General features: G+C 63.2%; 23 protein-coding genes and 3 pseudogenes. 10 read left to right on the forward strand and 16 right to left on the reverse strand.

Going from position 1 to position 26,267, the window contains the following annotated elements:
• Nucleotides 1-2 precede the first annotated feature (2 nt).
• Complete coding sequence (locus tag HX823_RS28015) at nucleotides 3-2,873, forward strand: winged helix-turn-helix domain-containing protein (RefSeq protein WP_177077821.1); 2,871 nt, start codon at nucleotides 3-5, stop codon at nucleotides 2,871-2,873.
• Nucleotides 2,874-2,880: 7 nt separating this feature from the next.
• On the opposite strand, the gene HX823_RS28020 is transcribed toward HX823_RS28015, so the two are convergent.
• On the reverse strand, nucleotides 2,881-4,173 hold the full coding sequence (locus tag HX823_RS28020) for an epoxide hydrolase family protein (RefSeq protein ID WP_177077823.1): 1,293 nt from the start codon (nucleotides 4,171-4,173) through the stop codon (nucleotides 2,881-2,883).
• Nucleotides 4,174-4,346: 173 nt separating this feature from the next.
• On the opposite strand from HX823_RS28020, the gene HX823_RS28025 reads away from it, so the two are divergent.
• Nucleotides 4,347-5,573 carry an MFS transporter gene (locus HX823_RS28025; RefSeq protein WP_177077825.1) on the forward strand — a complete coding sequence of 409 codons (1,227 nt, stop codon included), beginning with the start codon at nucleotides 4,347-4,349 and terminating at the stop codon, nucleotides 5,571-5,573.
• Here the strand turns inward: HX823_RS28025 and HX823_RS28030 are convergent.
• Together HX823_RS28030 and HX823_RS28035 are read right to left on the reverse strand one after the other, a co-directional pair.
• Nucleotides 5,554-6,525, reverse strand: a complete 972-nt coding sequence (locus HX823_RS28030) for a quinone oxidoreductase (protein WP_177077879.1) — start codon at nucleotides 6,523-6,525, stop codon at nucleotides 5,554-5,556. The two genes, HX823_RS28025 and HX823_RS28030, sit on opposite strands and share 20 nt — an antisense overlap.
• Before the next feature lie 148 nt (nucleotides 6,526-6,673).
• Nucleotides 6,674-7,090, reverse strand: coding sequence for an organic hydroperoxide resistance protein (locus HX823_RS28035; RefSeq protein ID WP_038845112.1), 417 nt, complete (start codon nucleotides 7,088-7,090; stop codon nucleotides 6,674-6,676).
• Nucleotides 7,091-7,287: 197 nt separating this feature from the next.
• On the opposite strand from HX823_RS28035, the gene HX823_RS28040 reads away from it, so the two are divergent.
• From HX823_RS28040 to HX823_RS28050, 3 genes are read left to right on the forward strand one after another with little or no spacing between them, the layout of a single operon-like run.
• Nucleotides 7,288-8,850, forward strand: a complete 1,563-nt coding sequence (locus HX823_RS28040; protein WP_038845114.1) for a PAS domain-containing sensor histidine kinase — start codon at nucleotides 7,288-7,290, stop codon at nucleotides 8,848-8,850.
• Nucleotides 8,850-9,221 carry a response regulator transcription factor gene (locus tag HX823_RS28045; RefSeq protein ID WP_038845116.1) on the forward strand — a complete coding sequence of 124 codons (372 nt, stop codon included), beginning with the start codon at nucleotides 8,850-8,852 and terminating at the stop codon, nucleotides 9,219-9,221. Before HX823_RS28040 ends, HX823_RS28045 begins: the two co-directional genes overlap by 1 nt.
• A gap of 39 nt (nucleotides 9,222-9,260) precedes the next feature.
• Nucleotides 9,261-9,926 carry a response regulator transcription factor gene (locus tag HX823_RS28050; RefSeq protein WP_080642377.1) on the forward strand — a complete coding sequence of 222 codons (666 nt, stop codon included), beginning with the start codon at nucleotides 9,261-9,263 and terminating at the stop codon, nucleotides 9,924-9,926.
• 1 nt (nucleotide 9,927) lies between these two features.
• On the opposite strand, the gene HX823_RS28055 is transcribed toward HX823_RS28050, so the two are convergent.
• The 3 genes from HX823_RS28055 to HX823_RS28065 are packed head-to-tail and all read right to left on the reverse strand — an operon-like array spanning nucleotide 9,928 to nucleotide 11,686.
• Nucleotides 9,928-11,136: a cytochrome c biogenesis protein DipZ gene (locus HX823_RS28055; RefSeq protein WP_038845118.1), complete on the reverse strand. Its 1,209-nt coding sequence runs from the start codon at nucleotides 11,134-11,136 to the stop codon at nucleotides 9,928-9,930.
• Between the two features lie 31 nt (nucleotides 11,137-11,167).
• Nucleotides 11,168-11,380, reverse strand: coding sequence for a hypothetical protein (locus HX823_RS28060; protein ID WP_177077827.1), 213 nt, complete (start codon nucleotides 11,378-11,380; stop codon nucleotides 11,168-11,170).
• Nucleotides 11,381-11,422: 42 nt separating this feature from the next.
• Nucleotides 11,423-11,686, reverse strand: a complete 264-nt coding sequence (locus HX823_RS28065; protein ID WP_038845122.1) for a DUF2790 domain-containing protein — start codon at nucleotides 11,684-11,686, stop codon at nucleotides 11,423-11,425.
• Nucleotides 11,687-11,910: 224 nt separating this feature from the next.
• On the opposite strand from HX823_RS28065, the gene yegQ reads away from it, so the two are divergent.
• A complete protein-coding gene (gene yegQ / locus HX823_RS28070) occupies nucleotides 11,911-13,224 on the forward strand; it encodes a tRNA 5-hydroxyuridine modification protein YegQ (RefSeq protein ID WP_038845124.1) in 1,314 nt (437 codons plus the stop codon).
• Here the strand turns inward: yegQ and HX823_RS28075 are convergent.
• The 6 genes and pseudogenes from HX823_RS28075 to HX823_RS28095 all read right to left on the reverse strand — a co-directional run bounded on the left by HX823_RS28075 (nucleotide 13,221) and on the right by HX823_RS28095 (nucleotide 19,066).
• Entirely contained in the window at nucleotides 13,221-14,423 is a 1,203-nt protein-coding gene (locus tag HX823_RS28075) for a pyridoxal phosphate-dependent aminotransferase (protein WP_177077830.1), read from the reverse strand. The two genes, yegQ and HX823_RS28075, sit on opposite strands and share 4 nt — an antisense overlap.
• On the reverse strand, nucleotides 14,420-15,079 hold the full coding sequence (locus HX823_RS28080; RefSeq protein ID WP_177077832.1) for an RraA family protein: 660 nt from the start codon (nucleotides 15,077-15,079) through the stop codon (nucleotides 14,420-14,422). Before HX823_RS28080 ends, HX823_RS28075 begins: the two co-directional genes overlap by 4 nt.
• Nucleotides 15,076-15,744, reverse strand: a complete 669-nt coding sequence (locus HX823_RS28085; protein ID WP_038845131.1) for an RraA family protein — start codon at nucleotides 15,742-15,744, stop codon at nucleotides 15,076-15,078. The genes HX823_RS28080 and HX823_RS28085 overlap by 4 nt, the downstream gene beginning before the upstream one ends.
• A gap of 102 nt (nucleotides 15,745-15,846) precedes the next feature.
• Nucleotides 15,847-16,668 carry a methyl-accepting chemotaxis protein gene (locus tag HX823_RS32380; RefSeq protein ID WP_371317987.1) on the reverse strand — a complete coding sequence of 274 codons (822 nt, stop codon included), beginning with the start codon at nucleotides 16,666-16,668 and terminating at the stop codon, nucleotides 15,847-15,849.
• Nucleotides 16,669-16,704: 36 nt separating this feature from the next.
• Nucleotides 16,705-17,526: pseudogene (locus HX823_RS32385) on the reverse strand (cache domain-containing protein); the annotation flags it as partial.
• A 220-nt stretch (nucleotides 17,527-17,746) separates the two neighbouring features.
• Nucleotides 17,747-19,066: a Na+/H+ antiporter family protein gene (locus HX823_RS28095; protein ID WP_161630234.1), complete on the reverse strand. Its 1,320-nt coding sequence runs from the start codon at nucleotides 19,064-19,066 to the stop codon at nucleotides 17,747-17,749.
• A 604-nt stretch (nucleotides 19,067-19,670) separates the two neighbouring features.
• Between HX823_RS28095 and HX823_RS32390 the strand changes: the two are divergent.
• Both HX823_RS32390 and HX823_RS32395 read left to right on the forward strand, forming a co-directional pair.
• Nucleotides 19,671-20,741: pseudogene (locus HX823_RS32390) on the forward strand (HAMP domain-containing protein); the annotation flags it as partial.
• Between the two features lie 276 nt (nucleotides 20,742-21,017).
• Nucleotides 21,018-21,599: pseudogene (locus tag HX823_RS32395) on the forward strand (methyl-accepting chemotaxis protein); the annotation flags it as partial.
• Between the two features lie 25 nt (nucleotides 21,600-21,624).
• On the opposite strand, the gene HX823_RS28105 reads toward HX823_RS32395, so the two are convergent.
• From HX823_RS28105 to HX823_RS28120, 4 genes are read right to left on the reverse strand one after another with little or no spacing between them, the layout of a single operon-like run.
• Nucleotides 21,625-22,944, reverse strand: coding sequence for a sensor histidine kinase (locus HX823_RS28105; RefSeq protein ID WP_177077838.1), 1,320 nt, complete (start codon nucleotides 22,942-22,944; stop codon nucleotides 21,625-21,627).
• Nucleotides 22,941-23,609, reverse strand: a complete 669-nt coding sequence (locus HX823_RS28110; protein ID WP_038844943.1) for a response regulator transcription factor — start codon at nucleotides 23,607-23,609, stop codon at nucleotides 22,941-22,943. The genes HX823_RS28105 and HX823_RS28110 overlap by 4 nt, the downstream gene beginning before the upstream one ends.
• Entirely contained in the window at nucleotides 23,609-23,920 is a 312-nt protein-coding gene (locus HX823_RS28115) for a PepSY domain-containing protein (RefSeq protein ID WP_033899740.1), read from the reverse strand. The genes HX823_RS28110 and HX823_RS28115 overlap by 1 nt, the downstream gene beginning before the upstream one ends.
• Nucleotides 23,920-24,222 (reverse strand): PepSY domain-containing protein, encoded by a 303-nt coding sequence (locus HX823_RS28120; protein ID WP_038844946.1) that lies wholly within the window; start codon nucleotides 24,220-24,222, stop codon nucleotides 23,920-23,922. Before HX823_RS28120 ends, HX823_RS28115 begins: the two co-directional genes overlap by 1 nt.
• A 158-nt stretch (nucleotides 24,223-24,380) precedes the next feature.
• Between HX823_RS28120 and HX823_RS28125 the strand changes: the two genes are divergently transcribed.
• A complete protein-coding gene (locus tag HX823_RS28125; RefSeq protein ID WP_177077839.1) occupies nucleotides 24,381-25,460 on the forward strand; it encodes a patatin-like phospholipase family protein in 1,080 nt (359 codons plus the stop codon).
• 362 nt (nucleotides 25,461-25,822) lie between these two features.
• Entirely contained in the window at nucleotides 25,823-26,179 is a 357-nt protein-coding gene (gene queD, locus HX823_RS28130; protein ID WP_003190259.1) for a 6-carboxytetrahydropterin synthase QueD, read from the forward strand.
• The last annotated feature ends 88 nt before the right edge of the window (nucleotides 26,180-26,267 follow it).

A 26,267-nucleotide genomic window follows, 5' to 3' on the forward strand; every position in this document is an offset into this window, starting at 1 on the left:
CCGTGGAGTCCGCCCCTGACGACCTGCATGAGGCCGCGAGCCTGGATTTTGCCTTCGGCCCTTTTCGCGTGGTTCCGGGCAAACGCTTGCTCACGAAAGATGGCGCGGCACTGGATATCGGCGGTCGTGCCCTCGACCTGCTGATCGCCCTACTCGAACGTCCAGGACGCGTGGTGTCCAAGCGTGAACTGATCAGCCTGGTGTGGCCCGACATCATCGTCGAAGAAGGCAGCCTGCGTTTTCACATGACCGGGCTGCGTCGCATTCTGGGCGATGGCGAAGACGGTGCGCGCTATATCAACACCCAAGTCGGCGTTGGCTACGCGTTCGTCGCGCCGATGGAGCGCACTGCCCGACCATTGCCTGCCGCGCACAGCCGCCCTCGAGTGGCCAATGGCGTCGGCCGCCTGCCGCCGCGCCCCAGCCTGATCGGGCGCCACGCCGATGTGGCGCTGGTGATGGAGCGGCTGCGACAGCCCAAGCTGTTCACCATCGTCGGCCCAGGCGGCGTGGGCAAGACCAGCCTGGCCGTGGAAACCGGCCACTGCCACGCAGAGGAAGACGCCGTGCACTTCGTCGACCTGGCCCAGGTCGAGGATGCGGGCTTGGTGCCCATCGCCCTCGCCAGCGCACTGGGTATTGCGGTGCAGGCCGAAGAACCGATGCAGGTGTTACTCGCCCACCTGCGGGCGCAACGGTTGCTGCTGATCATCGACAACTGCGAACACCTGATCGATGCGGTCTGCGCAATCGTTGAGCAGATCCAGGATACGGCCCCGGGCGTGGCCCTCCTCGCCACCAGTCGCGAACCGCTGCGGGCACGTGGCGAGCACGTGTATCGGCTCGACCCGCTGGCCTTTCCCAGCCAGTTGCAGGACTTGAGCGTTGAACAACTGCTGGGATTTCCCGCCGTGCAACTGTTTGTCGAGCGCGTGTACGCCAGCAATGCCGCACTGGCCCTGGCACCCGGCGATGCACGTCTGATTGCCGACATGTGCCAACGCCTGGAAGGCATGGCGCTGCCCATCGAATTGGCGGCGGTGCGTGTGGCGGTGCATGGCGTACACGCCACTCACGCCCTGCTCGGCGAGCGCTTTTCCCTGGGATGGGCCGGCCGCAGGACCGCGCTGCCACGGCATCAGACGCTGCGCGCAATGCTGGACTGGAGTTACGACCTGCTCTCGGCCAATGAACGCCTGGTGTTCGAGCGGCTGGCGGCGTTTGTCGGTCCGTTTGCCCTGGAGGCGGCCTCGCACATTGCCGCCGACGACTGGATCGACCCCGTCAGCGTGGCCGCCACCCTGGATGAGCTAGCCGCCAAAGGCCTGGTCACCGTGAACCGCAGCAACGCCACGACCTCTTACCGCTTGCTGGAAATGACCCGCGCCTATGCGCGGGAAAAACTCCAAGTGCGGGGCCCATCCGAGGTGCACGCCCTGGCCTTCAGGCACGCGGCCTACCATATGGAGCAGCTCAAGCACCTGGGCGACACCCCTCACGCCATCTTCGCCAGCGCCACGCGGCTGGGCTGCCAGTTGGGCAATATCCGCAGCGCGCTGGAGTGGAGCTTCGGCCCCCAGGGCGATCCCGGCCTGGCTCTGCCGCTGGCGGCAGCGAGTGCGCAACTGTTCCTGCATTTTTCCCTGTTGGTGGAGTGCCGCACCTGGTGCACCCGCGCCACCGAATTGCTGGAACTCGGCTACTTCGGCACGCCCACCGAAATGGAACTGCAGGCCGCCCTGGGCCTGGTGCTGATGTTCACCAAGGGCAATAGCGCCGCCGCAGAAAAAGCCCTGCTACGCGCCCTGGACATTGCCGTGAGCCTTGGCGAGCACCGCTCGCAACTGCGCCTTTTGGGGCGTTTACAGATTTTCTACGAACGCATTGGTGACTTTAAGGCATCCCTGGCCTGGGCCGAACGCGCCGTGGAGATCGGCGCAGGGATCGGCAAGCCGGAAGCCATCGCGGTTGCCGCCTCCCTTGCGGGCATTTGTTATCACTTGCTGGGGGACCAGGCGTTGGCGCGCCACGCGTTGGAACACTCCCTGCGCAACAGCGTGCCGTCGCAGCGCAGCCTGACCATTCACTATGGCTTCGACCATCGCAACCGCACCGGCCTGGCCCTGGCGCGCACCCTGTGGCTGATGGGCTTTCCCGACCAGGCCAGGCAAGGCGCCCAGCAGGTCGAAACCGAAGCCGCCGCGCTGGACCATGCAACCACTCATTGCATTGCGCTAGTCTGGACCCTGCAGATATACATCTGGACCGGTGACCTGCACACCGCCGCCGAGCGCCTGCACACCTTCAAGTCCATTGCCGAGGCCAACGCCTTCGGCCCCTATATCGCCGCAGCCATGGGCTTTGGCGCGGCGGTCGCGATCCGCGCAGGCCAGCCCGGCAATGCCGTCGCCGTCCTTGAGGAAACCCTGGCGCGCCTGCACGGCATGCGCTACGAATTGCTGACCACCTCCTTCGAGATCGCCCTGGCCGAGGGCTTGATGCTGGAGGGGCAATTTGAAAAGGCCCTGGCACAAGTGAAGGCGACCATCGAACACTGCCGACACAGTGGCGATACCTTCCCCCTGCCGGAACTGCTGCGTCTCCAGGCCAGCATTCATAAGGCACAAGTGCCCGGCGACAACCAACGGCCTGAGACACTGCTGGAAGAATCCTTGAGCCTGAGTCAGCAGCAAGGCTCACGCAGTTGGGCGTTGCGCAGTGCCATCGACCTGGCCGCGCTGTGGCAGGCGCAAGGTCGCGGCAGTGAGGCCCAGCGTTTGCTGGGCCAACACCGCGAGCAGTTTTCGGAAGGCTTCGACACCCAGGACCTGCGCCTGTTACAGACGCGCCTGGACGATGCTCAACACGCCTGAAGAAGCCTCAGGGCTTGGCCGAAGGGCGCAATGGGCGAAAGGCTTCGCGCAGTTCCTCGCTGAACAGTTGCGGCTGTTCCCAGGCGGCAAAATGCCCGCCTTTGCTGACCTGGCTGTAGTAGGACAGCGAGGGATAAGCGCGCTGGGCCCAGGATTTCGGCGCCTGGTAAATCTCGCGGGGGAACACGGTAATGCCGACCGGAACCTTGATGGTGTCGGTCTTCTGCGCCGCAGCGCTGAAGTTATTGTTGTTGTTCTCCCAATAGAAACGCGAAGACGCCGCACCGCTGTTGGTCAGCCAATACAGGCTGATGTCGTCGAGCATTTCATCACGACTGAGCACACGCTCGGGCTTGCCATCACTGTCGGTCCAGGCGGCGAATTTCTCGTACATCCAGGCGGCCGTACCGGCCGGCGAGTCGGCCAGCAGATAGCCGATGGTTTGTGGGCGAGTGACCATCATCGCGCCATACGCCGCGTTGCGCCCAAAGAAAGTACTCAACGCGTTGTAGGCTGTGCGCTCAGGTTCGGTGAGGTTAGCGGGCGCCGGTTCGCCACTGTTGATCGGTTTGACCAGTTCAGACGGCACGGTGGCCGGCATATTCAGGTGAATGCCGAGCAAACCGGGGGGCGCCAGGCGGCCCAGCGCGTCGGAGATCACCGAGCCATGGTCGCCGCCCTGGGACACGTAATGGCTGTAGCCCAGGCGTTTCATCAGCACATCCCAGGCCTTGGCGACCCGGTCCGGGCCCCAGCCTAGCTCGGTGGGCTTGCCGGAAAACCCATGGCCGGGGATCGACGGAATCACCACGTCGAAAGAATCTTCGACCCGGCCCCCATAGGCGACCGGGTCGGTCAGCGGGCCGATGGTCTTGAGGAATTCAAATTGAGAACCCGGCCACCCGTGGGTAAGAATCAACGGCAGCGCGTTCGGATTGCGCGAGCGCACATGAATGAATTGGATGTCGACCCCGTCGATGGTGGTCATGAACTCAGGCAGCGCATTGAGCTTGGCCTCGGCCTTGCGCCAGTCGTAGCCATTGCCCCAGTACTTGACCAGTGCCTGTACCTGCGCCAATTGCACGCCCTGGGAGGTGTCGTTGACGGTTTCCTGGTCGGGCCAGCGGGTGGCGGCGATGCGTTTATGCAGGTCGGTCAGTTGGGCTTCATCAACGTGAATGCGGTAAGGACGGATGGCGTCGGTGGCCGCCCACGCGGCCTGGCTGCCGGCGAGCAGCGCCAGGCCAAGCAACGAGGCCCGGCAGCGAAGCCGCAGGTAATGGGACGAAGCTGCAAGCATGATGAATCTCCTGTCGTGGCACTGCGCCCTGGTGGCCCGTGCAAGACCGATCAGACCATCGGCGTTTGCCACGCACGATTGCACGTAGGTGTCGGTCGATACCTTTGTATGACTTGCCAGCAGAGGCGCCCGATGCTGCCATCCACCCTCGATAAACAAAGGACCCAACGCCAATGAGTGGGCAGGCAATCAGTGCGGCAACACCGGGCATTGCGACACGGCGCGCTGCGTGGACCGTGGTGGGGCTGTGCTTGCTGTTCAATGTGATCGATGGCCTGGACGCCATGGCCATGGCATTCACCGCCAGCCGCGTCGCGGCGCAGTGGTCATTGAGCGCGGCGCAAATCGGCCTGCTGCTCAGCGCCAGCCTGGTAGGCATGGCCTGCGGCTCGCTGGGGGCTGCGCCGATGGCCAACCGGCATGGACGCCGCCGGGTGTTGCTGGCGAGCCTGATGCTCAGCGGCGTGACCATGGTGCTGTGTTTCTGGAGCCAGGGTTATTGCACGTTGCTGTGCCTGCGCTTGCTCACGGGAATCGGCGTAGGCGCGGTGTTGGTGGGCGCCAATGTCCTGACCCACGACCATGCACCGTCCACCCGTCGCAGCCTGGCAATTGCCTTGCAATCGGTGGCCTTTGCGCTGGGCGCCACCTTGGGTGGGGTGCTGGCCCATCTGCTGAATGACGGGCTCGGTTGGCGTTATGTGTTCCTGGCAGGGGGCGGCCTGACGCTGTTGGTCGGCGTGGCCGGCGTGCTGTGGTTGCGCGAATCCGCGTCGCAGGTGGCGCTGGCGGCCGAGCGGCCAGGCCAAGGTTATCGCGGCCTATTCAGCCATGGACGCTGGGCATCGACCTGCGCCTTGGCCTGCGTATGCTTTTTGCTGATGTTCGGGTTTTATTTTGTAATGAGCTGGACCCCCATGCTGCTGACCCATAGCGGTTTTTCCGCACGCCACGGCATCACCGGCGGCATGTTGCTCACGGTTGGTGGCATGTTCGGTGCGCTGCTGTTGGGCTTGGGTGCAAATCGCTGGGGCTGCAACCGGTTGCTGTGCATGTGCCTGCTGCTCAATGCCGTGCTGATGCTGCTGATGGTGACGGCCACGCGCGTACCGCTGCTGGCGATTGCCACGGGGTTCACGGCCGGCCTGTTGCTCTATGCCGCCATTGCCGCGCTGTTTGTGCTCGCGCCCCAGGCGTTCGACAGCGCCGAACGTACGCGCGGCGTGGGCCTGGTGCTGGCCACGGGAAGGCTGGGGGCAATTGTGTCGCCCACATTCGCCGGTGTACTGCTCGACGCCCAATGGCGTCCCCAGGATCTGTTTACCTTCTATGCGAGCAGCCAATTGCTGGCTGCCCTGCTGATCTGGCGCCGCCGCCAGCCTAGGCGTGAGGCAGGATAATCAGCTTGCCGGTGCTGCGGCGTGACTCGATATCCCGATGCGCCTGGTGCGCCTGCGCCAATGAATAATGCTGGCCGATGTTCACCTTGAGCCTTCCAGTGCTCACCCAGGTGAACAACTGCTGCGCGCGGGCCAGCAAGGTCTCGCGGTTGCGCACATGGTGCATCACCACCGGGTAGGTCAGCTTGACGCTGCGCGGGATGGAAAAGATATCGATCGGCGCAATCGGGTCCATGAACGCGCCGAACAGGGCCAAGGTGCCGAAGTAATCCAGCAGATTGAGTGACTCGCTGAAACCTTCATTTCCGGTGCCGTCATACACCACATTTACCGCGTGCTTGCCCACCAGGCGTTCGACCTGGCCGGCGATATGCCCGGCGTGCCCGATCACCACGTAATCGGCGCCGGCCGCCAATACGCTGTCAACCTTGTCGGCATGGGAAACCCGGCCAATCGCCTGGCCGCCGAGCAGCTTGACCATCTGCGTCAGCATCAGCCCCACGCCCCCCGCCGCAGCGTGGATAAACGCCACGTCGCCCTTCTGGATGGCATGCACGTCAAACACCAGGTTGCTCGCGGTAAGGCCTTGCATCATCAGGCCGGCGGCGGTTTCGAAGCCGATGTCATCGGGCAACGGCACCAATTGGCTGACCGGGGCGATGACCTGTTGCGCATAGCTGCCAGGCACGTAATACCAGGCCACCCGATCACCGGGTGCTACCTCAGTCACCTGCGGCCCGACGGCCAGCACCACGCCTGCGCCTTCTGCGCCCAGCGTCAGCGGCAACGAGCTGGCGGCGCCGAGGCCTCGGCGCGCGCCGGTATCCATGAAATTCACCCCGGCGGCAATGACCTGGACCAGTGCCTGCCCAGGCCCCGGCCGGGCCAGTGAAACCTCTTGCACGGCCAAGACTTCGGGGCCGCCAAATGCGTTGATCATCACCGCTTTCATCGTGTTCACAGCCTTCAACATCCGTCAGCGTCGGATGACGCCAAACCTGCCGCCATGCTGTGCAGCGCGTGTATCTGCGACATGTCGGCAAAGCGGCGGGTTTGAATGGCTGTGTAACGTCAGCCGCGCTGGATACAGTGGCTTACCTTCACACCAGGTTGAGCACCACATCGATGTTGCCACGCACCGCCTTGGAGTACGGGCATGTCTGGTGGGCACCTTCAATCAGCGCCAGCGCCACATTGCGCTCCAAACCCGGCAGGCTGACGTTCAAGCGTGCCCGCAGGAAGTAAGCATCGCCCTCCATGCACAGGTCGACTTCAGCATCGATGGCCACATCAGCCGGCAGCTCGACCTTCAATTTGCGCGCCGCCAAACCCAGGGCGCCGTTGAAACAGGCCGACCAGCCGGACGCAAACAATTGCTCGGGGTTGGTGCCGGTGCCTTTGGAGCCCGGTGGGGAATGGAGAATGTCCAGGCGCCCATCGTCGCTTCGCGAGGTGCCTCCATCGCGGGCACCGGTGGTGTGGACTTTGGCGGTGTAGAGTACTTGTTTGGCGGTCATGGCAGAGCTCCGGGAAATTGAGGAAAGCGCACTCGGGATGCGCGGCTCAATCAAAACAGAACCCGTGCCCGCCATCGATAACACGATGGTATCGTTTGCCTGCCCGCCAGCGTGGGCATGCGACACCTAAGTATGATGGGCGAACTGCCGCCCACAGGGCATTCTCTGCGCACGGCGCCTGTCACTAGAGAACCGGTATGTCGAATGAATTCGATCGCGTCGTCGATGCACTGCCTGGGGTGGCCTTCACCGCCCTGGCGGACGGCAGCGTCGACTACGTCAACCAAGGCTGGTGCGCCTACACCGGACGCAGTGCCAGCGCAGCCATCGGCTGCGGTTGGCAGGCGGCCGTGCATCCGGACGACCTGCAGACCACGCTCAACGCCTGGCGCGAGGCGGTACGCAGTGGCGAGCCCTATCGCAAGGAACTGCGCCTGCGCCAGGCGGACGGTGCCTACCGCTGGTTTGTCAGTGACGGCAAGCCGATGCGCGACAGCCAGGGCCGGATCCTGCGCTGGTGGGTGATCAGCGTGGACATCAACGAGCAAAAGCGCGACAAAGCCTTGATCGCCCATGCACTGGCCGAAGTCAGCGCCTCGGAAGACCGCCTCAGCAACATCATCAACGCTATTCCAGGGTTTGTCTGGAGCGCGGCGCCCGACGGCAGTGTCGGCTTCGTCAACCAGCGCTGGTGCGACTACACCGGCATGAGCCTGGACGAAGCGCGCGGCGATGGTTGGGCGCGCTCGGTCCACCCCGACGACGCCGAGCAACTGGCCCACTATTGGGGCGCCCTGCTGCAGTCGGGCGAAGCCGGAGAGTACGAGGCGCGGTTGCGCCGCTTCGACGGCGACTACCGCTGGTTCCTGGTGCGCGCGGTACCGCAACGCGATGCGTGGGGCGTGGTGCTGCGCTGGTACGGCGAGAACACCGATATCGAAGACCGCAAACGCGCCGAAATGCTCGCGGCGAGCATCGCCATCGAACGCCGGTTATCCGAAGAAACCCTGAGCAAGGCGCGCTCGGAGCTGGCGCACCTGGCACGTGTGGCGAGCCTGAGCACCGTCACCGCCTCGATTGCCCACGAAGTCAATCAGCCGCTGGCCGGCATCATCACCAATGCCAGCACTTGCCTGCGCATGTTGGGCGCCGACCCGCCGAATGTCAGCGGTGCCCTGGAGACCGCGCGGCGTACCATTCGTGATGGCAACCGCGCCGCCGAGGTGATCAATCGCCTGCGCGCGCTCTTTTCGAAGAAATGCATCACCCTCGAACCAGTCGATTTGAACGAGGCGGCACAGGAGGTCATCGCCATGCTGCTGGGCGAGTTGCAGCGCAATGACGTGAAGCTGATCCCGGCATTTGCCGACGCCCTGCCCACCGTCAAGGCCGACCGCGTGCAGCTGCAACAAGTGATCCTCAACCTGATCCTCAATGCCACCGAGGCGATGAACACCATGACGGGTGGTTCGCGACACCTGCATGTCACCACCGGGCTGGACGAACACCAGGGCGTCTACCTTGCCGTGAAGGACAACGGCAATGGTTTCGACCCGCAGGATGCCGAGCGCCTGTTCCAGGCGTTCTACACCACCAAGACCACCGGCATGGGCATTGGGCTGTCCATCAGTCGCTCCATTATCGAGCGCCACGATGGCGTGTTGTGGGCCACCGCCCATGACGGCCCCGGAGCCACTTTCCAATTTGCCCTGCCGAGCATGACCGACCAGGATGCCGACTCGACCAAGGAGGGAATCTGATGGAACAGCCTGTTCTTATAGCGGTTGTCGATGATGACGAATCGGTGCGCGAATCCCTGCCGGACCTGCTCCGGGAGTTCGGTTTTGCGGTCGAAGCGTTTTCCTCGGCGCCAGCGTTCCTGGCATCGCCCCATGTGGCGGGCACGCGCTGCCTGATCCTCGATGTGGCGATGCCTGGTATGTCCGGCCCGGAAATGCACGCCACCCTCCAACTGCGCGGCCATGCCATTCCGGTGATTTTTATCACTGCCCATGGCGATACCGGCGACCGGCTGAAACTGATGCGCACCGGCGTGGTGGACTGCCTGATGAAGCCGTTCAGCGAAGCGCAATTGCTCAAAGCGCTGAGCGCGGCCTTTCCAGTCGACTGAACCGCTCCGGCAGGGAGCTATCTTGAAGGAGCTATCATGATGTATTCGACTCACCCCAGTGCCCATGCACGCAGAGCCGCGCCGATGACCGACACCCAGCCGATCGTATTCGTTGTCGATGACGATGTTTCCGTGCGCGAATCCCTGGAGCTGCTGATCCGGTTCGCCCAGTGGCAGCCCCGGCTGTTCGAATCGGCCCAGGCGTTTCTGAGCCAGCCGCGTACAGACGTGCCCACCTGCCTGGTGCTGGACATCAACCTGCCCGACCTCAACGGCCTGGACCTGCAAGCCGCCATCGCCAACGAACGCCCGGACACACCGATCATTTTCATCACCGGCTACGGCGATATCCCTTTGACGGTGCGCGCCATGAAGGCGGGGGCGGTAGAGTTCCTGACCAAGCCGTTCAATGATGATGTGCTGTTGACCGCGATTGCCGGTGCCCTCGAAAAGAGCCGCACCCTGCTGGACCAACAGGATCAATTGCGTGTCCTGCGGGCGGCCTACGCCACCCTGACGCCACGGGAGCAGGAGGTGATGACAAGGGTCGTCGCGGGGCATATGAACAAAGTCATTGCCAGCGACCTGGCGATTAGCGAGATCACGGTCAAGGCCCATCGGGGCAAGGCAATGCGCAAAATGAAGGCCCGCTCGTTGCCGGACCTGGTCAAGATGGCGGCTTTGCTGGCAAAGCCGCTGCATTGAGTCACTGAGGGGCCTTCGCCTCGTTCAACAGCGTCTGGATCATCTGCTCCTGCGCCTCATAACGACCTTCGCCAAAATGGGTGTAACGCACTTGCCCCTTGGCGTCGACCAGGTAATGGGCGGGCCAGTACTGGTTGTCGAAGTTGCGCCAGATCGCGTAGTTGTTGTCGATGGCCACCGGGTAGGTGATACCCAGCTTGCGCACCTGGTCCTTGACGTTGCCGATGATGCGCTCGTAACCGTATTCCGGGGTGTGGACGCCGATCACCACCAAGCCGTCCTTCTCGTATTTCTTCGCCCATTGCTTCACATACGGCAGCGTGTGCTGGCAGTTGATGCAGTCATAGGTCCAGAAATCCACCAGCACCACTTTGCCTTTCAAGGACTCGCGGGTGAGTTCCGGTGAGTTGAGCCACTCGACCGCGCCGGCCAGCGACGGCATGGCGCCTTGGGCATTGTCCTGGGCCGGGTCGGCCTTGACCTTGCTCACCACGTAATCCACCACCTTGGGCACGTTTTCCAGCACGCCTTTTTCCAGGCTGCTGACCCCTTCGGACGAAGTGCCTGCCAGCAGGGTCTTGTCCGCTCCGGTGGAAATCACCACCGCCGCCGCCAGCACCGCCACCCCAGCCCCACGGCGCAGCCAGCCAGTCACCGGAATGGACGCCTTGAGTCGATTGACCAGGCCACGCCCGGCAAAAATCAGCGCGCCCAGGGACAAGGCGCTGCCCAGGCCGTAGGCCACCAGCAACAGGCTGGTCTGCGCATTGGCGCCTTGCAGCATCGCGCTGGTCAGGATCACTCCCAGGATCGGCCCCGCGCACGGCGCCCACAGCAGGCCTGTGGCGACGCCGATCATCAACGACTTCAGCGGACCGGACAGCGTGCGGCTGTCAGGATCGATACGGTTGCCCAACAACACGAAGGGCCGCGCCAGCCAGCCACCGACCCGCGCCGAGATCAGCGACAGCGCAAACAGCCCCATCACGATCAGTGCCACATGGCGGCCGGTGTTATTGGCCTGTATCACCCATTCGGTGCTGACCACGGCCAGGCTGGAAATCAGCGCGAAGGTCAGGACCATGCCGCCGAGGGTCAACAGGATCGAACGGCGGGTGCGGTCGACGCCGGCGAACAGAAACGGCACCACCGGCAGGATACAGGGGCTGAGGACGGTCAGGATGCCGCCCAGGAATGCGATGAGTAGCATGGTGTTTACCTTATCGAGTGGGGAGACGGTGTCACGCCGTCTGGTGGTCCAGCGCCTGGCCGAGCGGTGTGCGGCGGCTGCCGTCCTCTACCAGCAGGTCATGGCCGGCGGCATGTTGCACCGGCGTCAGTTGGAAGCAGGTGCTGGCGGCGCAGCTGCTTTTCTCCACGGCGGCGTTGGCGTGCACGGCCGTGCCGGCAAGGGCAAAGGCGGTGGCGGTCAAAAAGCGGGTCAGGTGGTTCATGGCAGTCTTCCTGTGGCAAACAATGGGAGGGGACAGCGGGACTCAGTTATCGCCGACGCAACCGTCGCCGAACTTGAGGTAATCGAGCACCTGGGTCTTGTCGTGGGAGTCCAGGTAGGTCATGCGCGCATTCACCACGCCGCAGGTGGACTTGGAGTCCTGGCTCATCGATACCACTTGCTTGATGTCCAGGTGCGTGCCGTAGTTGTAGGTCTGAGCGGTAACGGCGGCTTCGGCGCGGGCCGACAAGGTGCAGATGTTCAGGGCGGCAAACAGGCAGGCGGCGTAGATGGCTTTGGTGTTCATGGTGGTTGACTCCAGGTTCTCAGGGTTGGAGGCGGTGTGCCTCGTTGGAATCAATTAAAAGCCCCTGAGGTATCGCGCCTGTGTCGGAAAACCGCGCGGATAAATCGATACGTATCCACAGCCCCTGCCGATACACAGCGATACAAAAAGCCCAAAGGACGACCTGGATCAATAAACCGCCCTCGCCGCTCGGCTACCTTCGCGACCTTTTGCGACCCGTGCCCATGCCCCCCATCCTCGCTCCCGAACTGCTCGCCCCCGCCGGCACCCTGAAAAACATGCGCTACGCCTTTGCCTACGGCGCCGATGCGGTCTACGCCGGCCAGCCGCGCTACAGCCTGCGGGTGCGCAACAACGAATTCGACCACGCCAACCTGGCCCTTGGCATCCAGGAAGCCCACGCCCTGGGCAAGCGCTTTTATGTGGTGGTGAACATCGCGCCGCACAACGCCAAGTTGAAGACCTTCCTCAAGGATCTGGCGCCGGTGATCGCCATGGGCCCGGACGCGCTGATCATGTCCGACCCTGGGTTGATCATGCTGGTGCGCCGGCATTTCCCCCAGATGCCGATCCATCTGTCGGTGCAAGCCAACACGGTGAACTGGGCCAGCGTGGAGTTCTGGCAACAGCAAGGGATCTGTCGGGTGATCCTGTCGCGGGAATTGTCGCTGGAAGAGATCGACGAGATCCGCCAGCAGGTGCCGGCCATGGAGCTGGAAGTGTTTGTGCACGGTGCCTTGTGCATGGCCTATTCCGGGCGTTGCCTGCTCTCGGGCTACATGAACAAGCGCGACGCCAACCAGGGCACCTGCACCAATGCCTGTCGCTGGAAGTACCAGGCCACCCCGGCGGTGGAAAACGCCACGGGGGATATCGTCCAGCAATATCAGACGACCCTGGGCATTGGCGCGCCCACCGATCAGGTGTTCCTGCTACAGGAAGCCAACCGCCCCGATGAACAGATGCCCGCCTTCGAGGACGAACACGGCACCTACATCATGAACGCCAAGGACCTGCGCGCCGTGCAGCACGTGGAGCGCTTGACCCAGATGGGCGTGCATTCGCTGAAGATCGAAGGCCGCACCAAGTCGCACTTCTACTGCGCGCGCACCACCCAGGTGTATCGCCAGGCCATCGATGATGCGGTGGCCGGTCGCGCCTTCGACCGCACCCTGATGACCGACCTTGAATCCCTGGCCCAACGCGGCTACACCGAAGGTTTCCTGCGCCGCCATGTGCACGATGAATACCAGAACTACCAGAGCGGCAGCTCCGTGTCAGAGCGCCAGCAGTTCGTCGGCGAGCTGACCGGCGAACGCCGGGGCGAGCTGGCCGAGGTCAAGGTGAAAAACCGTTTTGCCGTGGGCAATCACCTGGAATTGATGACCCCTGCCGGCAACTTCCACTTCGACCTGGCCACCTTGCACAACGCCAAAGGCGAAGCCATCGACGTCGCGCCGGGGGATGGGCACACCGTGTATGTGCCGCTCCCGGCGCAGATGGACCTGCGCTTTGGCTTGCTGATGCGCGACCTCTAACGCGTCGCCGCGCAGAACCGGTGGATCGCCGCGCAGGCCTGGCGCAACGAATCGTCATCCAGGGCATAGGCGATGCGCAGGTACGGCGCCAGGCCGAAGGCGCTACCGTGCACCACGGCCACGTTGGCTTCGTCGAGCAAGGCGTGGGCGACGTCCTCGTCAGTCTCAAGCAACCTGCCAGCGGCCGAGGTGCGTCCCAGTAGGCCAGCGCAAGAAGCAAAGGCGTAGAACGCGCCGCTCGGGCTGATGCATGCCAAGCCAGGCGTGGCGTTGAGCAAGGACACGACCAGGTCGCGGCGCCTCTGGAAGACCGCCCGTGATTGGCGGATAAAGTCCTGTGGCCCGTTCAAGGCAGCAATGGCGGCATGCTGGGAAATCGCGCTGGCCCCCGAGGTCTGCTGGCCCTGGAGTTTTTCCATGGCCTCCAGCAGCCAGCGCGGGCCGGTGGCGAAGCCGATGCGCCAGCCGGTCATGGCGTAGGCCTTGGAGACGCCGTTCATGGTCAGCACCCGAGGCGCCAAACGCGGCTCTACCTGGGCCAAGGTGTGGAAGGCCTGGCCGTCGAACAGCAGATGCTCGTAGATATCATCCGCCAGCACCATCACATGGGGATGCTTGAGCAACACGTCGGCCAGCGCCTGCAATTGCGGGCGACTGTAGACGGCGCCCGTCGGGTTGGACGGGGAGTTGAGGATCAGCCAGCGGGTGCTGGGGTTGATCGCCTGGTCGAGCGCGGCCGGGGTCAGTTTGAAGCCGTCCTCGGCGCTGCACGGCACAATCCTCGACGTGCCGCCACACAGCTCGACCATCTCCGGGTAGCTGACCCAGTATGGCGCGGGCACGATCACTTCGTCGCCTTCGTTGAGGGTGGCGGCGAGTGCGTTGTAGATCACATGCTTGCCGCCGTTGCTGACAAGGGTGTCTTGCCAGGTCACCTCCAGGCCGTTTTCGCGACGGAACTTCTCCGCCACCGCTTCGCGCAGGGCCCGCACGCCAGCGACCTGGGTGTAGCGCGTACGGCCATTGCGGATCGCCTCGATGCCGGCCTGGCGGATGTGCTCCGGGGTGTCGAAGTCCGGCTCGCCAGCGCACAACGAAATGATGGTTTCGCCTTCGGCCCGGCGCGCGGCGACGCGGTCGATGATGCGGTAGGTGGCGGACGGTTGCGCCTGGGCCAGGCGCTTGTTCAGGGTATTCATGAGCCCTTCCTCTGCAAGGTGTGATAACCCAGGGATTCACGGGCCTGCTTCAGCGTCTTGCCCGCCTCGATCTGCGCGCGGATCTGCGATTCCACCGCTTCGATCTGCCGTGCCACCTGCGCCACCTCAGCGGCACGGGCGCGGGGCACCACCAGCACGCCGTTGGCGTCGGCCACTACGATGTCCCGGGGGCACACGCGGGTTTCGCTGATCGCCACCGGCTGGTTCACCGACAGCACTTCGACGCGGTCCTTGCCGGTGCGCATGTAGCGGCCGCGGGTGAACAACGGGTAGCCATCGCCCAGGGCTTTGCTGACGTCACGGCACACGCCGTCGATCACCGTGGCGGCTATCCCGCGCGCGCTGGCGTACTGGGTCATGATGTCGCCCCACACCGTGCAATCGGTGCGCCCGGCGTTGGCGATGACCACCACATCCCCTGGCAGCACGTCTTCGATAAAGTCGCCCACCGAGCCCGGTGGCGTGTTGGCCGGCACGTATTGCACGGTAAATGCCGGGCCCACGACGGTGCCACGGTAGTTATCCAGCGGCGCAATGCCCAGGCATTGGCCGGGGATGCCCAGCTTGTCCATGGCATCCGAGACGCCAGGGGTGTCCAGCCCTTCGAACAGGGCGACCAACTGTTGATCGTTCATCGGGCAGACTCCACGCGGATGGCTTCGAATTGGCTGTCGTGCATCACGTCGGCGACCGAGCGGCCGCTGCGCACGGCGTCGACCATGCCGGCTTCACGGGCGGCGATGCGCTCGCCCAGGTCGAGCACTTGCTCGATCACCGCAGCCGGGATAAACACCGTGCCGCAGCGGTCGGCGATCACGAAGTCATCTTGCGCGACGTCAACACCGCCTACGTTGAGGGTGACGCCGGAGTCCACCTGCACCACACGGTTACGCGCGCTGATCATGGTCACGCCACGGCCGTACACCGGATAACCAATGGACGCGCTGCCGTCGATGTCACGGCTGAAACCGTCGATCACCGAACCCCGGATATGTTTGGCGACGGCGGCGTTGGCGATGATGTCGCCCCAGCAGGAAATGCCATCGATCCCGCCGGCAATCACCAGCACGCGGTCATCGGTGGTAATCGCGTCGATCACCGGGGAAATCAGGTGCGCCGTGGGCGCGTCATCGGTCTTGGGGGCCAGTTTGACCGTGCTGGCCCGGCCGACCACTTTGGGACAGTCCCACAGCGGCCGGATGCCGACCACCGCGCCCGTCAGTTGCAGGAAATCCAGTGCGTCGGAAACCGTGTTGGTATCGAGTTCAGCCAGGCGTTGAAGCGGGTCGACAAGTGACATGAGATGAGCCCCTGTTGTGGTTGGGGCTCAAGTCTCACTGAGGGGCGGTGATCGGTATATTCGTATTAACGTTAGGCAAACATACGTTTTACCTATGAAAGATCAGATGCGGAACTGGCCGACCAACTGCCCCAGGCGCTGGCCCAGATCCGCCAGGCTGCGAGAGGTCTGGGCGCCCAGTTGGGTCTCATCGGCCACGCTGTCCACCGCCACGGCAATCTGATGCACGCTGCGGTTGATCTCTTCGGCCACGGCGGTCTGCTCCTCGGCGGCGCTGGCAATCTGGGCGTTCATCGAATTGATGGTGCCGATCAACTGGGCCATGGCATCCAGGGACGCCCCGGCTTCGTTGGCCTGGGCCGAGGTGCCGTCGCCGGCATCGCTGGAGCGGCGCATGGCCTCCACCGCCGCCTCGGTGCCTTTTTGCAGGCGGTCGATCATGCCCTGGATTTCCTGGGTGCTGGTCTGGGTGCGACTGGCCAGGGCGCGCACTTCATCGGCGACTACTGCAAAACCACGCCCGGCCTCCCCTGCCCGCGCCGCTTCGATGGCGGCGTTGAGCGCCAGCAGGTTGGTCTGCTCGGCGATAGAACGGATCACGCTGAGCACACTGACGATGGAGGACACGTCCTGCTGCAGGCTGTCGAGGGACACACCGCTGTTACGGATGTCGTTTACCAGCGCATGGATCTGCGCAATGCTGCCGTCCACCACCCGCTTGGCGGCCTGGCCTTCGGCGTCGGTCTGTTGGGCCGCGACCGAGGCACCCTGGGCACTGCGCGCCACTTCTTGCGCAGCCGATGACATCTCATTGATCGCGGTGGCGACCTGATCGGTCTCGTGGCGCTGGCGTTCCATGGCTTGTTCGGAACGCTGGGCCTGGTCGGAGACCTGGCTGACCAGGCCGGTGAGTTGGCTGGTCATCTCGGTGATCTGGCGCACCAGCCCGTGGATCTTGTCGACAAACCGGTTGAACGCGCCCGCCAGGTCACCCAGCTCGTCCTGACTGGTGATGGCCAGGCGGCGGGTCAAGTCACCTTCGCCGGCGGCGATGTCGTCGAGGTTGGCTTTCATCAAGTGCAGCGGACGCAGGATGGTATTGGCCAGCAGCATGCCCACGGCCGCGATCACCAACAGCACCACTACCGCCACGCCGAGAATGCTCAGCAGCACGCCCTCCATGCGTTTCTGCACCTTGGCTTCGACCACCGCCACCTGGGCTTCAATGCCGTCCAGGTTCACCGACGTGCCGATGACCATGTCCCATTTCGGCAGGTATTCGGTGTAGCCAAGCTTGGGCACCAGTTCGGTCTGGCCCGGCTGGGTCGAGCTGTATTGCAGGTAGTGGGTGCCGTCCTTGCCGACCTTGACCAGGTCGCGATTGACGTACACGCCATTGGGGTCGCGGTTGTCCTTGAAGCTCTTGCCCACGCCGTCGGGGCTGTTGCCCTTGAACAGGCGGATGGTCTCGGAGTCGTAGCCGAAGAAGTAGCCGTCCTTGCCGTAACTGGTGTTCGACAAGAGCTTGACCACCTGGCCACGCGCGGCGGTGTCGCCGGGGGCCGCCGCGTCGTAGAGCGGCTTGATGGTGGTCATCGCCACTTCGACATAACTTTGCAGCGTGGCCTTGGCGTCATTGAGCAGGCGCTGGCGGGTTTCATCCACCTCGTTGCGCGCCTGCCCCTGCAGGATCCACACGGTGGTCAGGCTGATGACCACGGCGAACAGCAACACCGGCACTACGGCGAGGGACAGTACTTTGGCCTTGAGGCTCAGACGCATGGCTTTTCTCTCTCTTATTAGTGGCGACTGGAGAGGTTAACGGCCGCAGAGGATGTTTCTGTAGGGAGCGGGTTTGTTGTGGTGAGCGGGCTTGCCCCGCGCTGGGCGGCGAAGCCGCCCTAATCCAGTCACTGCGATGTATCAGAAAAACCGAGGTGCCTGGATTTGGGGCGGCTTCGCCACCCGGCGCGGGGCAAGCCCGCTCACCACAGTTTTGCAGTCAGAGGGTCATCGCCGCCAGCCAGCCAAAGGCCAGCAACGGAATGTTGTAATGCAGGAACGTCGGCACCACCGTGTCCCATATATGGTGATGCTGACCGTCGACATTCAACCCGGAGGTCGGGCCGAGGGTGGAGTCCGAAGCGGGCGAACCGGCATCACCCAGCGCACCGGCCGTGCCGACGATGCACACGATGGCCACCGGGCTGAAGCCCAGTTGCACGCACAGCGGCACAAAGATCGCGGCCAGGATCGGCACGGTGGAGAACGACGAACCGATGCCCATGGTCACCAACAGGCCCACCAGCAACATCAACAACGCGCCCACGCCACGGTTATGGCCGATGAACGCCGCCGAGGTTTCCACCAGCGAGCGCACGTCGCCCGTGGCCTTGAGCACTTCGGCAAAGCCTGACGAGGCGATCATGATGAAGCCGATCATCGCCATCATCTTCATGCCTTCGGTGAACAGGTCGTCGGTGTCGCGCCAGCGCACGATGCCCGACACCGAGAAGATCAGGAAGCCGGCCAGGGCGCCGATGATCATCGAGTCCAGCCACAGCTGAATGATGAACGCCGAGGCAATCGCCAGGCCGGCCACCAGCAGGGTCAGTGGGTTGTAGTGCACCGCCACTTGCTCGACGCGCTCGATTTTCTCCAGGTCGTACACACGTTTTTTGCGGTAGCTGATAAACACTGCCACCAGCAGGCCCACCACCATGCCCAGCGCCGGCAGGCTCATGGCGTGGGTGACGTTGACCTGGCTGATGTCCACGCCGCTCTTGGCCACGTTGGCCAGCAGGATCTGGTTGAGGAAGATATTGCCAAAGCCCACCGGCAGGAACATGTAGGGCGTGATCAGGCCGAAGGTCATCACGCAGGCGATCAGACGGCGGTCCAGTTGCAGCTTGGTCAGTACGTACAGCAGCGGCGGCACCAGCAACGGAATGAACGCGATATGGATCGGCAGGATGTTCTGCGAGGCAATCGCCACCACCCACAACAGGCCGATCAACAGCCATTTGACGTGATTGCCGCCGCTGGCTTCCTGACGGTCCACCAGCAGCAGCGCCTTGTCAGCCAAGGCGTGGGCCAGGCCGGATTTGGCAATCGCCACGGCGAAAGCGCCGAGCAAGGCGTAGGACAATGCCACGGTTGCACCACCGCCCAAGCCGCCGTTGAAGGCTTTGAGCGTGGCGTCGATGCCCAGGCCACCGGTCAAGCCACCCACCAGGGCGCCTACGATGATGGCGATGACCACATGCACGCGGGACAAACTGAGCACCAGCATGGTGCCGACCGCGGCAATGACTGCGTTAATCATGGTTACCTCAAGCAGAAAAACAAAAAAACAGGCATGCCCGCGCCCAGGCGGCCATGGGGTGGCAGCCAGCGTGCAGGCTTGAAGGAGGTCTTATTAGAGGGCGCGCACTTTGCCGGACGCAGGTTCACATGTCAAAAAACGGACCTTTGTAGTGAGCAGCTTTCTGTGGTGAGCGAGCTTGCTCGCGCTGGGCTGCGCAGCGGCCCCAAAAAGGGCGGGAGCGCTACGCACTCCAGCGCGAGCAAGCTCGCTCACCACAGAAGCTCGCTCACCACAGAAACGCCCTCTCCACAAAAGCAGGTTTAAATTGATTGTTTGAATAAAGAAAACTCCAAAACCGCCGATATAGAGCCTCTATGTGTTTTCAGGTAAGGATGTACCGATGTCGCTTAGACAGCTCTCCATTCAATGGAAAATCACCCTGCTCGCCGGCCTCTGCCTGCTGGGAATCGTGACCCTGCTGGTGGGTCTGTCGTTGTATCGCATGGAGCAGAGTTCGCAGCAGGTCAAGGCATCCAGCATGCAGATGCTGGATGAAGCCGCCCAGGCGCGCATCGAGGCCCAAGGCGAAGTGCAGGCATTGGGCATTCGCCGCCAGTTCATGGACGCCTACCAATACGGTCACGGTTTCTCCCGCCAGGTGCTGTTCTTGCGTGAGCAGGCCGAGAAGCGCTTTCTCGATGCCTTCGACACCCGCGAAGACCTGACCCGCCAGGTCAAGGCCGCGTTGCAGGCCAACCCGGATTTGCTCGGCTTGTCCCTGGTGTTCGAAGCCAATGCCCTGGACGGCAAGGATGAGCTGTTCGCCGGCCAGGCCGAGCTGGGCAGTAACGACAAAGGTCGCTTCGCCCTGTACTGGTCGCAGCCGACACCCGGCAAGCTGGAGTCGATGGCGTTGCCGGAAAGCGACATGTCCGACACCCGCGTCGGCCCCAGCGGTGAAAAGGCCAACGCCTGGTTCACCTGCCCACGCAGCACACTCAAGCCGTGCGTGATCGAACCGTATTTCTATAGGATCAACGGGCAAAACGTGCTGATGACCAGTATCGTCTTCCCGTTGATGGTCAACGGCAAAGTCATCGCCTCGCTGTCAGTGGACATCAACCTCAACAGCCTGCAGGCCGTGAGCCAACAGGCCAGCCAGAAGCTGTACGACGGCCAGACCCAGGTCAGCATCCTCAGCCCCACCGGTTTGCTCGCCGGCTACAGCCCGGACGCGAGCAAGCTCAGCCAGCGCCTGGACCAAGTTGATACAGCCAACGGCACGCAATTGATCAGCGCCCTGGCCAGCAGCACGCAAATCCGTAGCCTGCGCACCGACCACCAACTGAAGGTACTGGCACCGTTTGCGCCAATCCCGGACGGCAAGCCGTGGGGCGTGTTGCTGGATGTGCCGGAGAAAGTCCTGGTCGGCCCGGCTGAAGCGCTGAAGGCTCAGATGGACGCCGATAACACCCGTGGCACCCTGCTGGAACTGGGCCTTGGCCTGCTGGCTGCGGTGGTCGGCTTGATCCTGGTGTGGTTGATGGCCCGCAGCGTGACCCGCCCGATCCTCGGCGTGGCCCACATGCTCGAAGACATCGCAAGCGGCGAAGGCGACCTGACCCGACGCCTGGCCTACGACAAGCAGGACGAGCTGGGCCAACTGGCTGGCTGGTTCAACCGCTTCCTCGACAAACTGCAACCGATCATTGCCGAGGTGAAACGCTCGGTGCAGGACGCCCGTGGCACAGCCGATCAATCCGCTGCGATTGCCACTGAAACCAGCGCCGGCATGGAGCAGCAATATCGCCAGGTCGACCAGGTGGCCACCGCGTCCCATGAAATGAGCGCCACTGCCCAGGATGTGGCGCGCAGCGCTGCCCAGGCCGCACAAGCCGCCCGCGACGCCGACCAGGCCACCCGTGATGGCCTGAAGGTGATCGACCGCACTACGCGCAATATCGGCGAGTTGGCGGCCGACATGAGCACGGCCATGACCCAGGTCGAAGGCCTGGCCGCCAACAGCGAAAAAATCGGTTCGGTGCTCGAAGTGATTCGCGGCATTGCCGAGCAGACCAACCTGCTGGCCCTCAATGCCGCCATCGAAGCCGCCCGCGCCGGTGAGGCCGGCCGTGGCTTTGCGGTGGTGGCCGACGAAGTGCGCAACCTGGCACGGCGAACCCAGGAGTCCGTAGAAGAAACCCGCCTGGTCATCGAACACCTGCAAAGCGGCACCGAAGAGGTGGTCGGTTCCATGGGCAACAGCTATCGCCAGGCCCAGGGCAGTGTCGAACAGGTGGGGCAAGCCGTGACGGCGCTGCGCCAGATTGGCGATGCGGTGACAGTGATCAGCGATATGAACCTGCAGATCGCCAGCGCCGCCGAAGAACAAAGCGCCGTGGCCGAGGAGATCAACAGCAACGTAGCGACCATTCGCGATGTGACCGAGTCGCTGTCGGAGCAGGCGAATGAATCGGCACGGGTGAGCCAGGCGTTGAACAGCCTGGCGAATCAGCAGCAGGGGTTGATGGATCAGTTCAGGGTGTGATCAGCCGCTTGTCGAAGCGACAGGCTTATCCCTGGCGCTTCGGCAATTCGATCAGCACTTTGAGCCCGCCCAACTCGCTTTCCTGCAACTGCAGCACCCCACCCCACACCTCGACGATATCCCGCACGATCCCCAACCCCAGGCCATGACCATGGATCTGTTCATCCAGGCGCGTGCCACGGCTGAACACCTGGTCACGCTGGGTTTCCGGAATGCCGGGGCCATCATCTTCTACCGCCAACAAGTAGCTGTGCTCGGCCTCGGTAACGGTCAAGCGTACCTCGGCATCTGCCCATTTGCAGGCGTTATCCAATAGATTGCCAAGCAACTCCAACAGGTCTTCTCGGTCCCAGGGCAGCTGCAAGCCGGGCGCGGCGTGGGAGCTCAGGTCCAGGTGTTCGCCGTGGATCATGTTGAGGGTAGCGAGTAGGCCGGGCAGTTCTTTTTCGCAGTCGAACAGCGCGCCCGGCAGGGTTTCCCCCGCAAGGCGAGCACGATTGAGCTCGCGGTTGAGGCGGTGCTGCACCTGCTCCAGGTGATCGCGCAACAGCTTGCCCAACTCGGGATGATCCTTCAGCGCGTCGCTCGAAGCGGCGCTCAACAGCACCGCCAGCGGGGTCTTGAGGGCGTGGCCGAGGTTGCCCAGCGCATTGCGTGAACGCTTGAGGCTGTCTTCGGTGTGAGCCAGCAGGTGGTTGATCTGCGCCACCAGCGGCTCCAGTTCCAGTGGCACCTGGGTGTCGAGCTGTGAACGCTGGCCCTGTTGCAGCTGGGCGATCTGGTTACGCGCGGTTTCCAGCGGGCGCAAGGCGCGGCGCACGGTGATCCGTTGCAGGATCAGCACCAGCAGCAACGCCGCCAACCCCAACACCAGACCGATCTGACGCATCAGGCGAAAGCTTTCCCGCACCGGCGTGTAGTCCTGCGCCACGCTGATGGAGATTGACTGGCCGAAGCGTTTGTAATCCTCGCGCAACACCAACAGTTGCTGGCCTTCCGGCCCCAGTTGCAGGTTGCCCTTGAGTCCCGCCTCGGGAAGATGAGGCAGGTCCTGGTCCCACAACGAGCGGGAGCGCCAGTGCTTATCGGCAAAATCGATACGGAAATAGTGCCCCGAAAACGGCCGTTGATAGGCCGGCGACAGGCGTTTCTCGTGCAATTGCAAACCTTCAGGGCCACGTACCAACGCCACCAACAAGCTCTCGCTGTCGTTGCGCAAGCCGGCTTCCAGATAGCGCTGCAACCCTGTTTCGAACAACCACAGGCTGGTTTGCGCCAGCGCTACGCCGACGACCACCATCACGCTGACCAGGCCCAGGCTCAGGCGCCGCTGGATTGACCTCATGCGCCGCTGGCGCCAAACCGGTAACCCTGGCCGCGCCGGGTCTCGATCACACTGCGGCCCAGCTTGCGACGCAGGTGGTTGACGTGGACTTCCAGCACATTGGAGTCGCGCTCGGTTTCGCCGTCATACAGATGCTCGGCCAGGTGGCTTTTCGACAGGATCTGTTCGGGGTGCAACATGAAATAACGCAGCAGGCGGAATTCGGCGGCGGTCAGTTGGATCTCCGCGCCATCGCGCAGCACGCACTGACGGCCTTCATCCAGATGCAGGCCGGCGGCCTGCAGGGTCGGTTGATTCGCATGACCGTGGGAGCGGCGCAACAGCGCCTGGATGCGCAGGTGCAGTTCCTCGGGGTGAAAGGGTTTACTCAGGTAATCATCGGCGCCAGCCTTAAGCCCTTCGATGCGCTCGGCCCAGGAATCGCGAGCCGTGAGGACCAGCACCGGGATGGCCAGCGCGGCGGCACGCCATTGCGCCAGTACCTCAAGCCCAGGCAAACCCGGCAGGCCCAGGTCAAGAATGATCAGGTCATAGGGTTCGCTACGCCCCTGGTACGCGGCGTCGCGACCATCGGCGAGCCAATCGACGGCATAACCCTGGCGTTGCAGCCCGGCCAGCAGTTCATCGGCCAGGGGAACGTTGTCTTCCACCAAAAGCAGGCGCATCAGTCTTCCTCGTCTTTGATCAGCACACCCGTGGATGCGTCCAGCTTGATCTCGCGCACCACGCCGTCGGCGGTGACCAGTTCCACTTCATAGGCATATTTACCGTGCTTTTTTTCAAGCTCGGCCTCAAGCAGACGCGAGCCAGGGTGACGCCCCATGGCCTGCTCCAGCAACTGCTCCAACGGCAAGATGATCCCCTGCTGGCGCAGTGCCAAGGCCTCGTCCTGATCAAGATCGCGGGCAGCCAGACTTGAGCAAAAAACCAGGAGCACCAACGCCACTCGACTGCCGGTGTTTAAATTTACCTTCATTACGTTTCCTGATGATTCTTGAGAACCTGCCCAGTGAGCGCGTCCAATTCAATCTCCCACTCGATGCCGTTGGTGTCTTCCAGTTCAACTTGGTAAAGGTACTTGCCGTACTCTTCGTCCAGGTCGGTATCCAGCAGCGTCGAGCCTGGATGCAGGGCCAAGGCCGTGGCTTCCAATTGATCAAAGGCGACAATAGTAACAGTGGCAGGCACTTTCAGTGGCTTGTCGGGGTCCACGGCTCGGGCCTGGGTCGCCGTGAGAGCGATGATACCGGCGGCGACCAGCACTGTGAGGCGCTTCATGGAGAGTCTCCGTTTCAAGATTTTTCCTACGTCCGCCACCGTACCGTCTGCAACTTAACTGAAACTGAATTGCCACCATGGCAATTTCCCACAGGCCTCTTCACCCATCGCCGTGAGAGATTTCCTATACTGCCCCGCTCGTTGCATGAGAGACCGGAATGACAGCCATCCACATCAAGTTTCCCGCCCTGACCCTCAAGGCCGGCAAACGCGCCTTTACCCGCATTCGCGAGCAAGGCCTCACGCCGGCCGACGTCGGCATCCTGCCCGGCGCGGCCGGCGGCCCCAAGGCATTGGGTATCCAGGGCCTGGACCTGGCGCTGTTCGGTGAATGGCTACCCCGCGCGCCACGGGAACGGGCGCTGGTCGGCGCGTCCATCGGCTCCTGGCGGTTTGCCAGCGCATGCCTGCCCGACCCGGTGCAAGGCCTGCTGGACCTCGGTCGCCTGTACAACGAACAAAGCTTTGCCAAGGGCGTGACCATGGCCGAGGTCAGCCAGAGCTGCCAGCGCATGCTCGACGACCTGCTGGCCGGTCGCGATGCGCGGGTGCTGGACAACCCTAGCTATCGCCTGAACATCATGGTGGTCAAGAGCCACGGCCTGCTCGCTGATGACCACCGTGGGCGCCTGGGACTCGGCCTGTCGTCGGTGATCGCCGATAACCTGCGCGGCCGCGCGCGGCTGTCGCGGCACTTTGAACGGCTGATCATCCACGACCCACGACAGGCGCCACCGGTGCATCCCCTAAAGGATTTTCCATCGCGCTTCCTGCCCCTGGAACTGGGCAACCTGCGCCAGGCCCTGCTGGCCTCGGGCTCCATCCCCATGGTGATGCAAGGCGTGCGCGACCTGCCGGGTGCAGGCGCCGGCACCTACCGCGACGGAGGCCTATTGGACTATCACCTCGACCTGCCCTACCACGGCGACGACATCGTGCTGTACCCGCACTTCACGGACCGGGTCATCCCCGGCTGGTTCGACAAGGGCCTGCCATGGCGGCGCAGCAGCCCACAGGGTTTGCAGGATGTATTGCTGCTGGCGCCTTCCAAGGACTACCTCGCCCGCCTGCCCCACGGCAAACTCCCGGACCGCAGCGACTTCAAGCGCTTCATGGGCGACGACCCAAGCCGTAACAAGTACTGGCAGACCGCGATGAGCGAGAGCCAGCGGCTGGGCGATGAGTTTCTGCAACTGGCGGATAACGGCCAATTGGGCGAGCGCCTACAGCCCCTGTAGCCGCTGTCTCCCCACTAACCACGATGCGAAGCGAGCCGCTCTTGATCTTGATCTCAGGCGCCCCGTCAAACACGCNNNNCGAGTGTTGGGGCAAGAGCGCTTTGGTTACTTTCGCGCTTTTCGAAAGTGACCCGCCGTAAGGGCGGAACCAATATCAGCCGTTACCCAAATAACGGATATGTACCCCGCCCACCACCAACATCCAGTTCGCCTATCAGTCCGCCAGCGGGAGCAAGCTCCCTCGCCACATGCAATCTATAATTCGCCAGCAAGCCGATGCCTACAGAGGGACGGTATGCGCGGCAAGGGCTCAAGCTGTTAAACTCGCCGCCTGCCAGATACCTGACCGAGCTGAAAACACTGTGGAAATCTTCAAAGAATTTACCTTCGAGTCCGCCCACCGCCTGCCCCACGTACCGGAAGGCCACAAATGCGGGCGCCTGCATGGGCATTCGTTCAAGGTGGCGATCCACCTGAGCGGCGACCTGGATCCCCATACCGGCTGGATTCGCGACTTCTCGGAGATCAAGGCGATTTTCAAGCCGCTCTATGAACGCCTCGACCACAACTACCTCAATGACATCCCTGGCCTGGAAAACCCCACCAGCGAAGTGCTGGCCAAGTGGATCTGGAACGAGTTGAAGCCCCTGCTGCCTGAGCTCAGTGCGATTCGTATCCACGAAACCTGCACCAGCGGTTGCATCTATCGCGGCGAGTAAACGTGCGATGTGAAAAAACCACCCTGCGCGGTGGTTTTTTTGTACCTGCCTCCCTTACAGTCGTGGCTTCCTGCCCGCAAGGAGCCCA

The sequence above is a fragment of the Pseudomonas sp. P7759 genome (assembly GCF_013386445.1).
Lineage (GTDB): Bacteria > Pseudomonadota > Gammaproteobacteria > Pseudomonadales > Pseudomonadaceae > Aquipseudomonas > Aquipseudomonas azotoformans_A.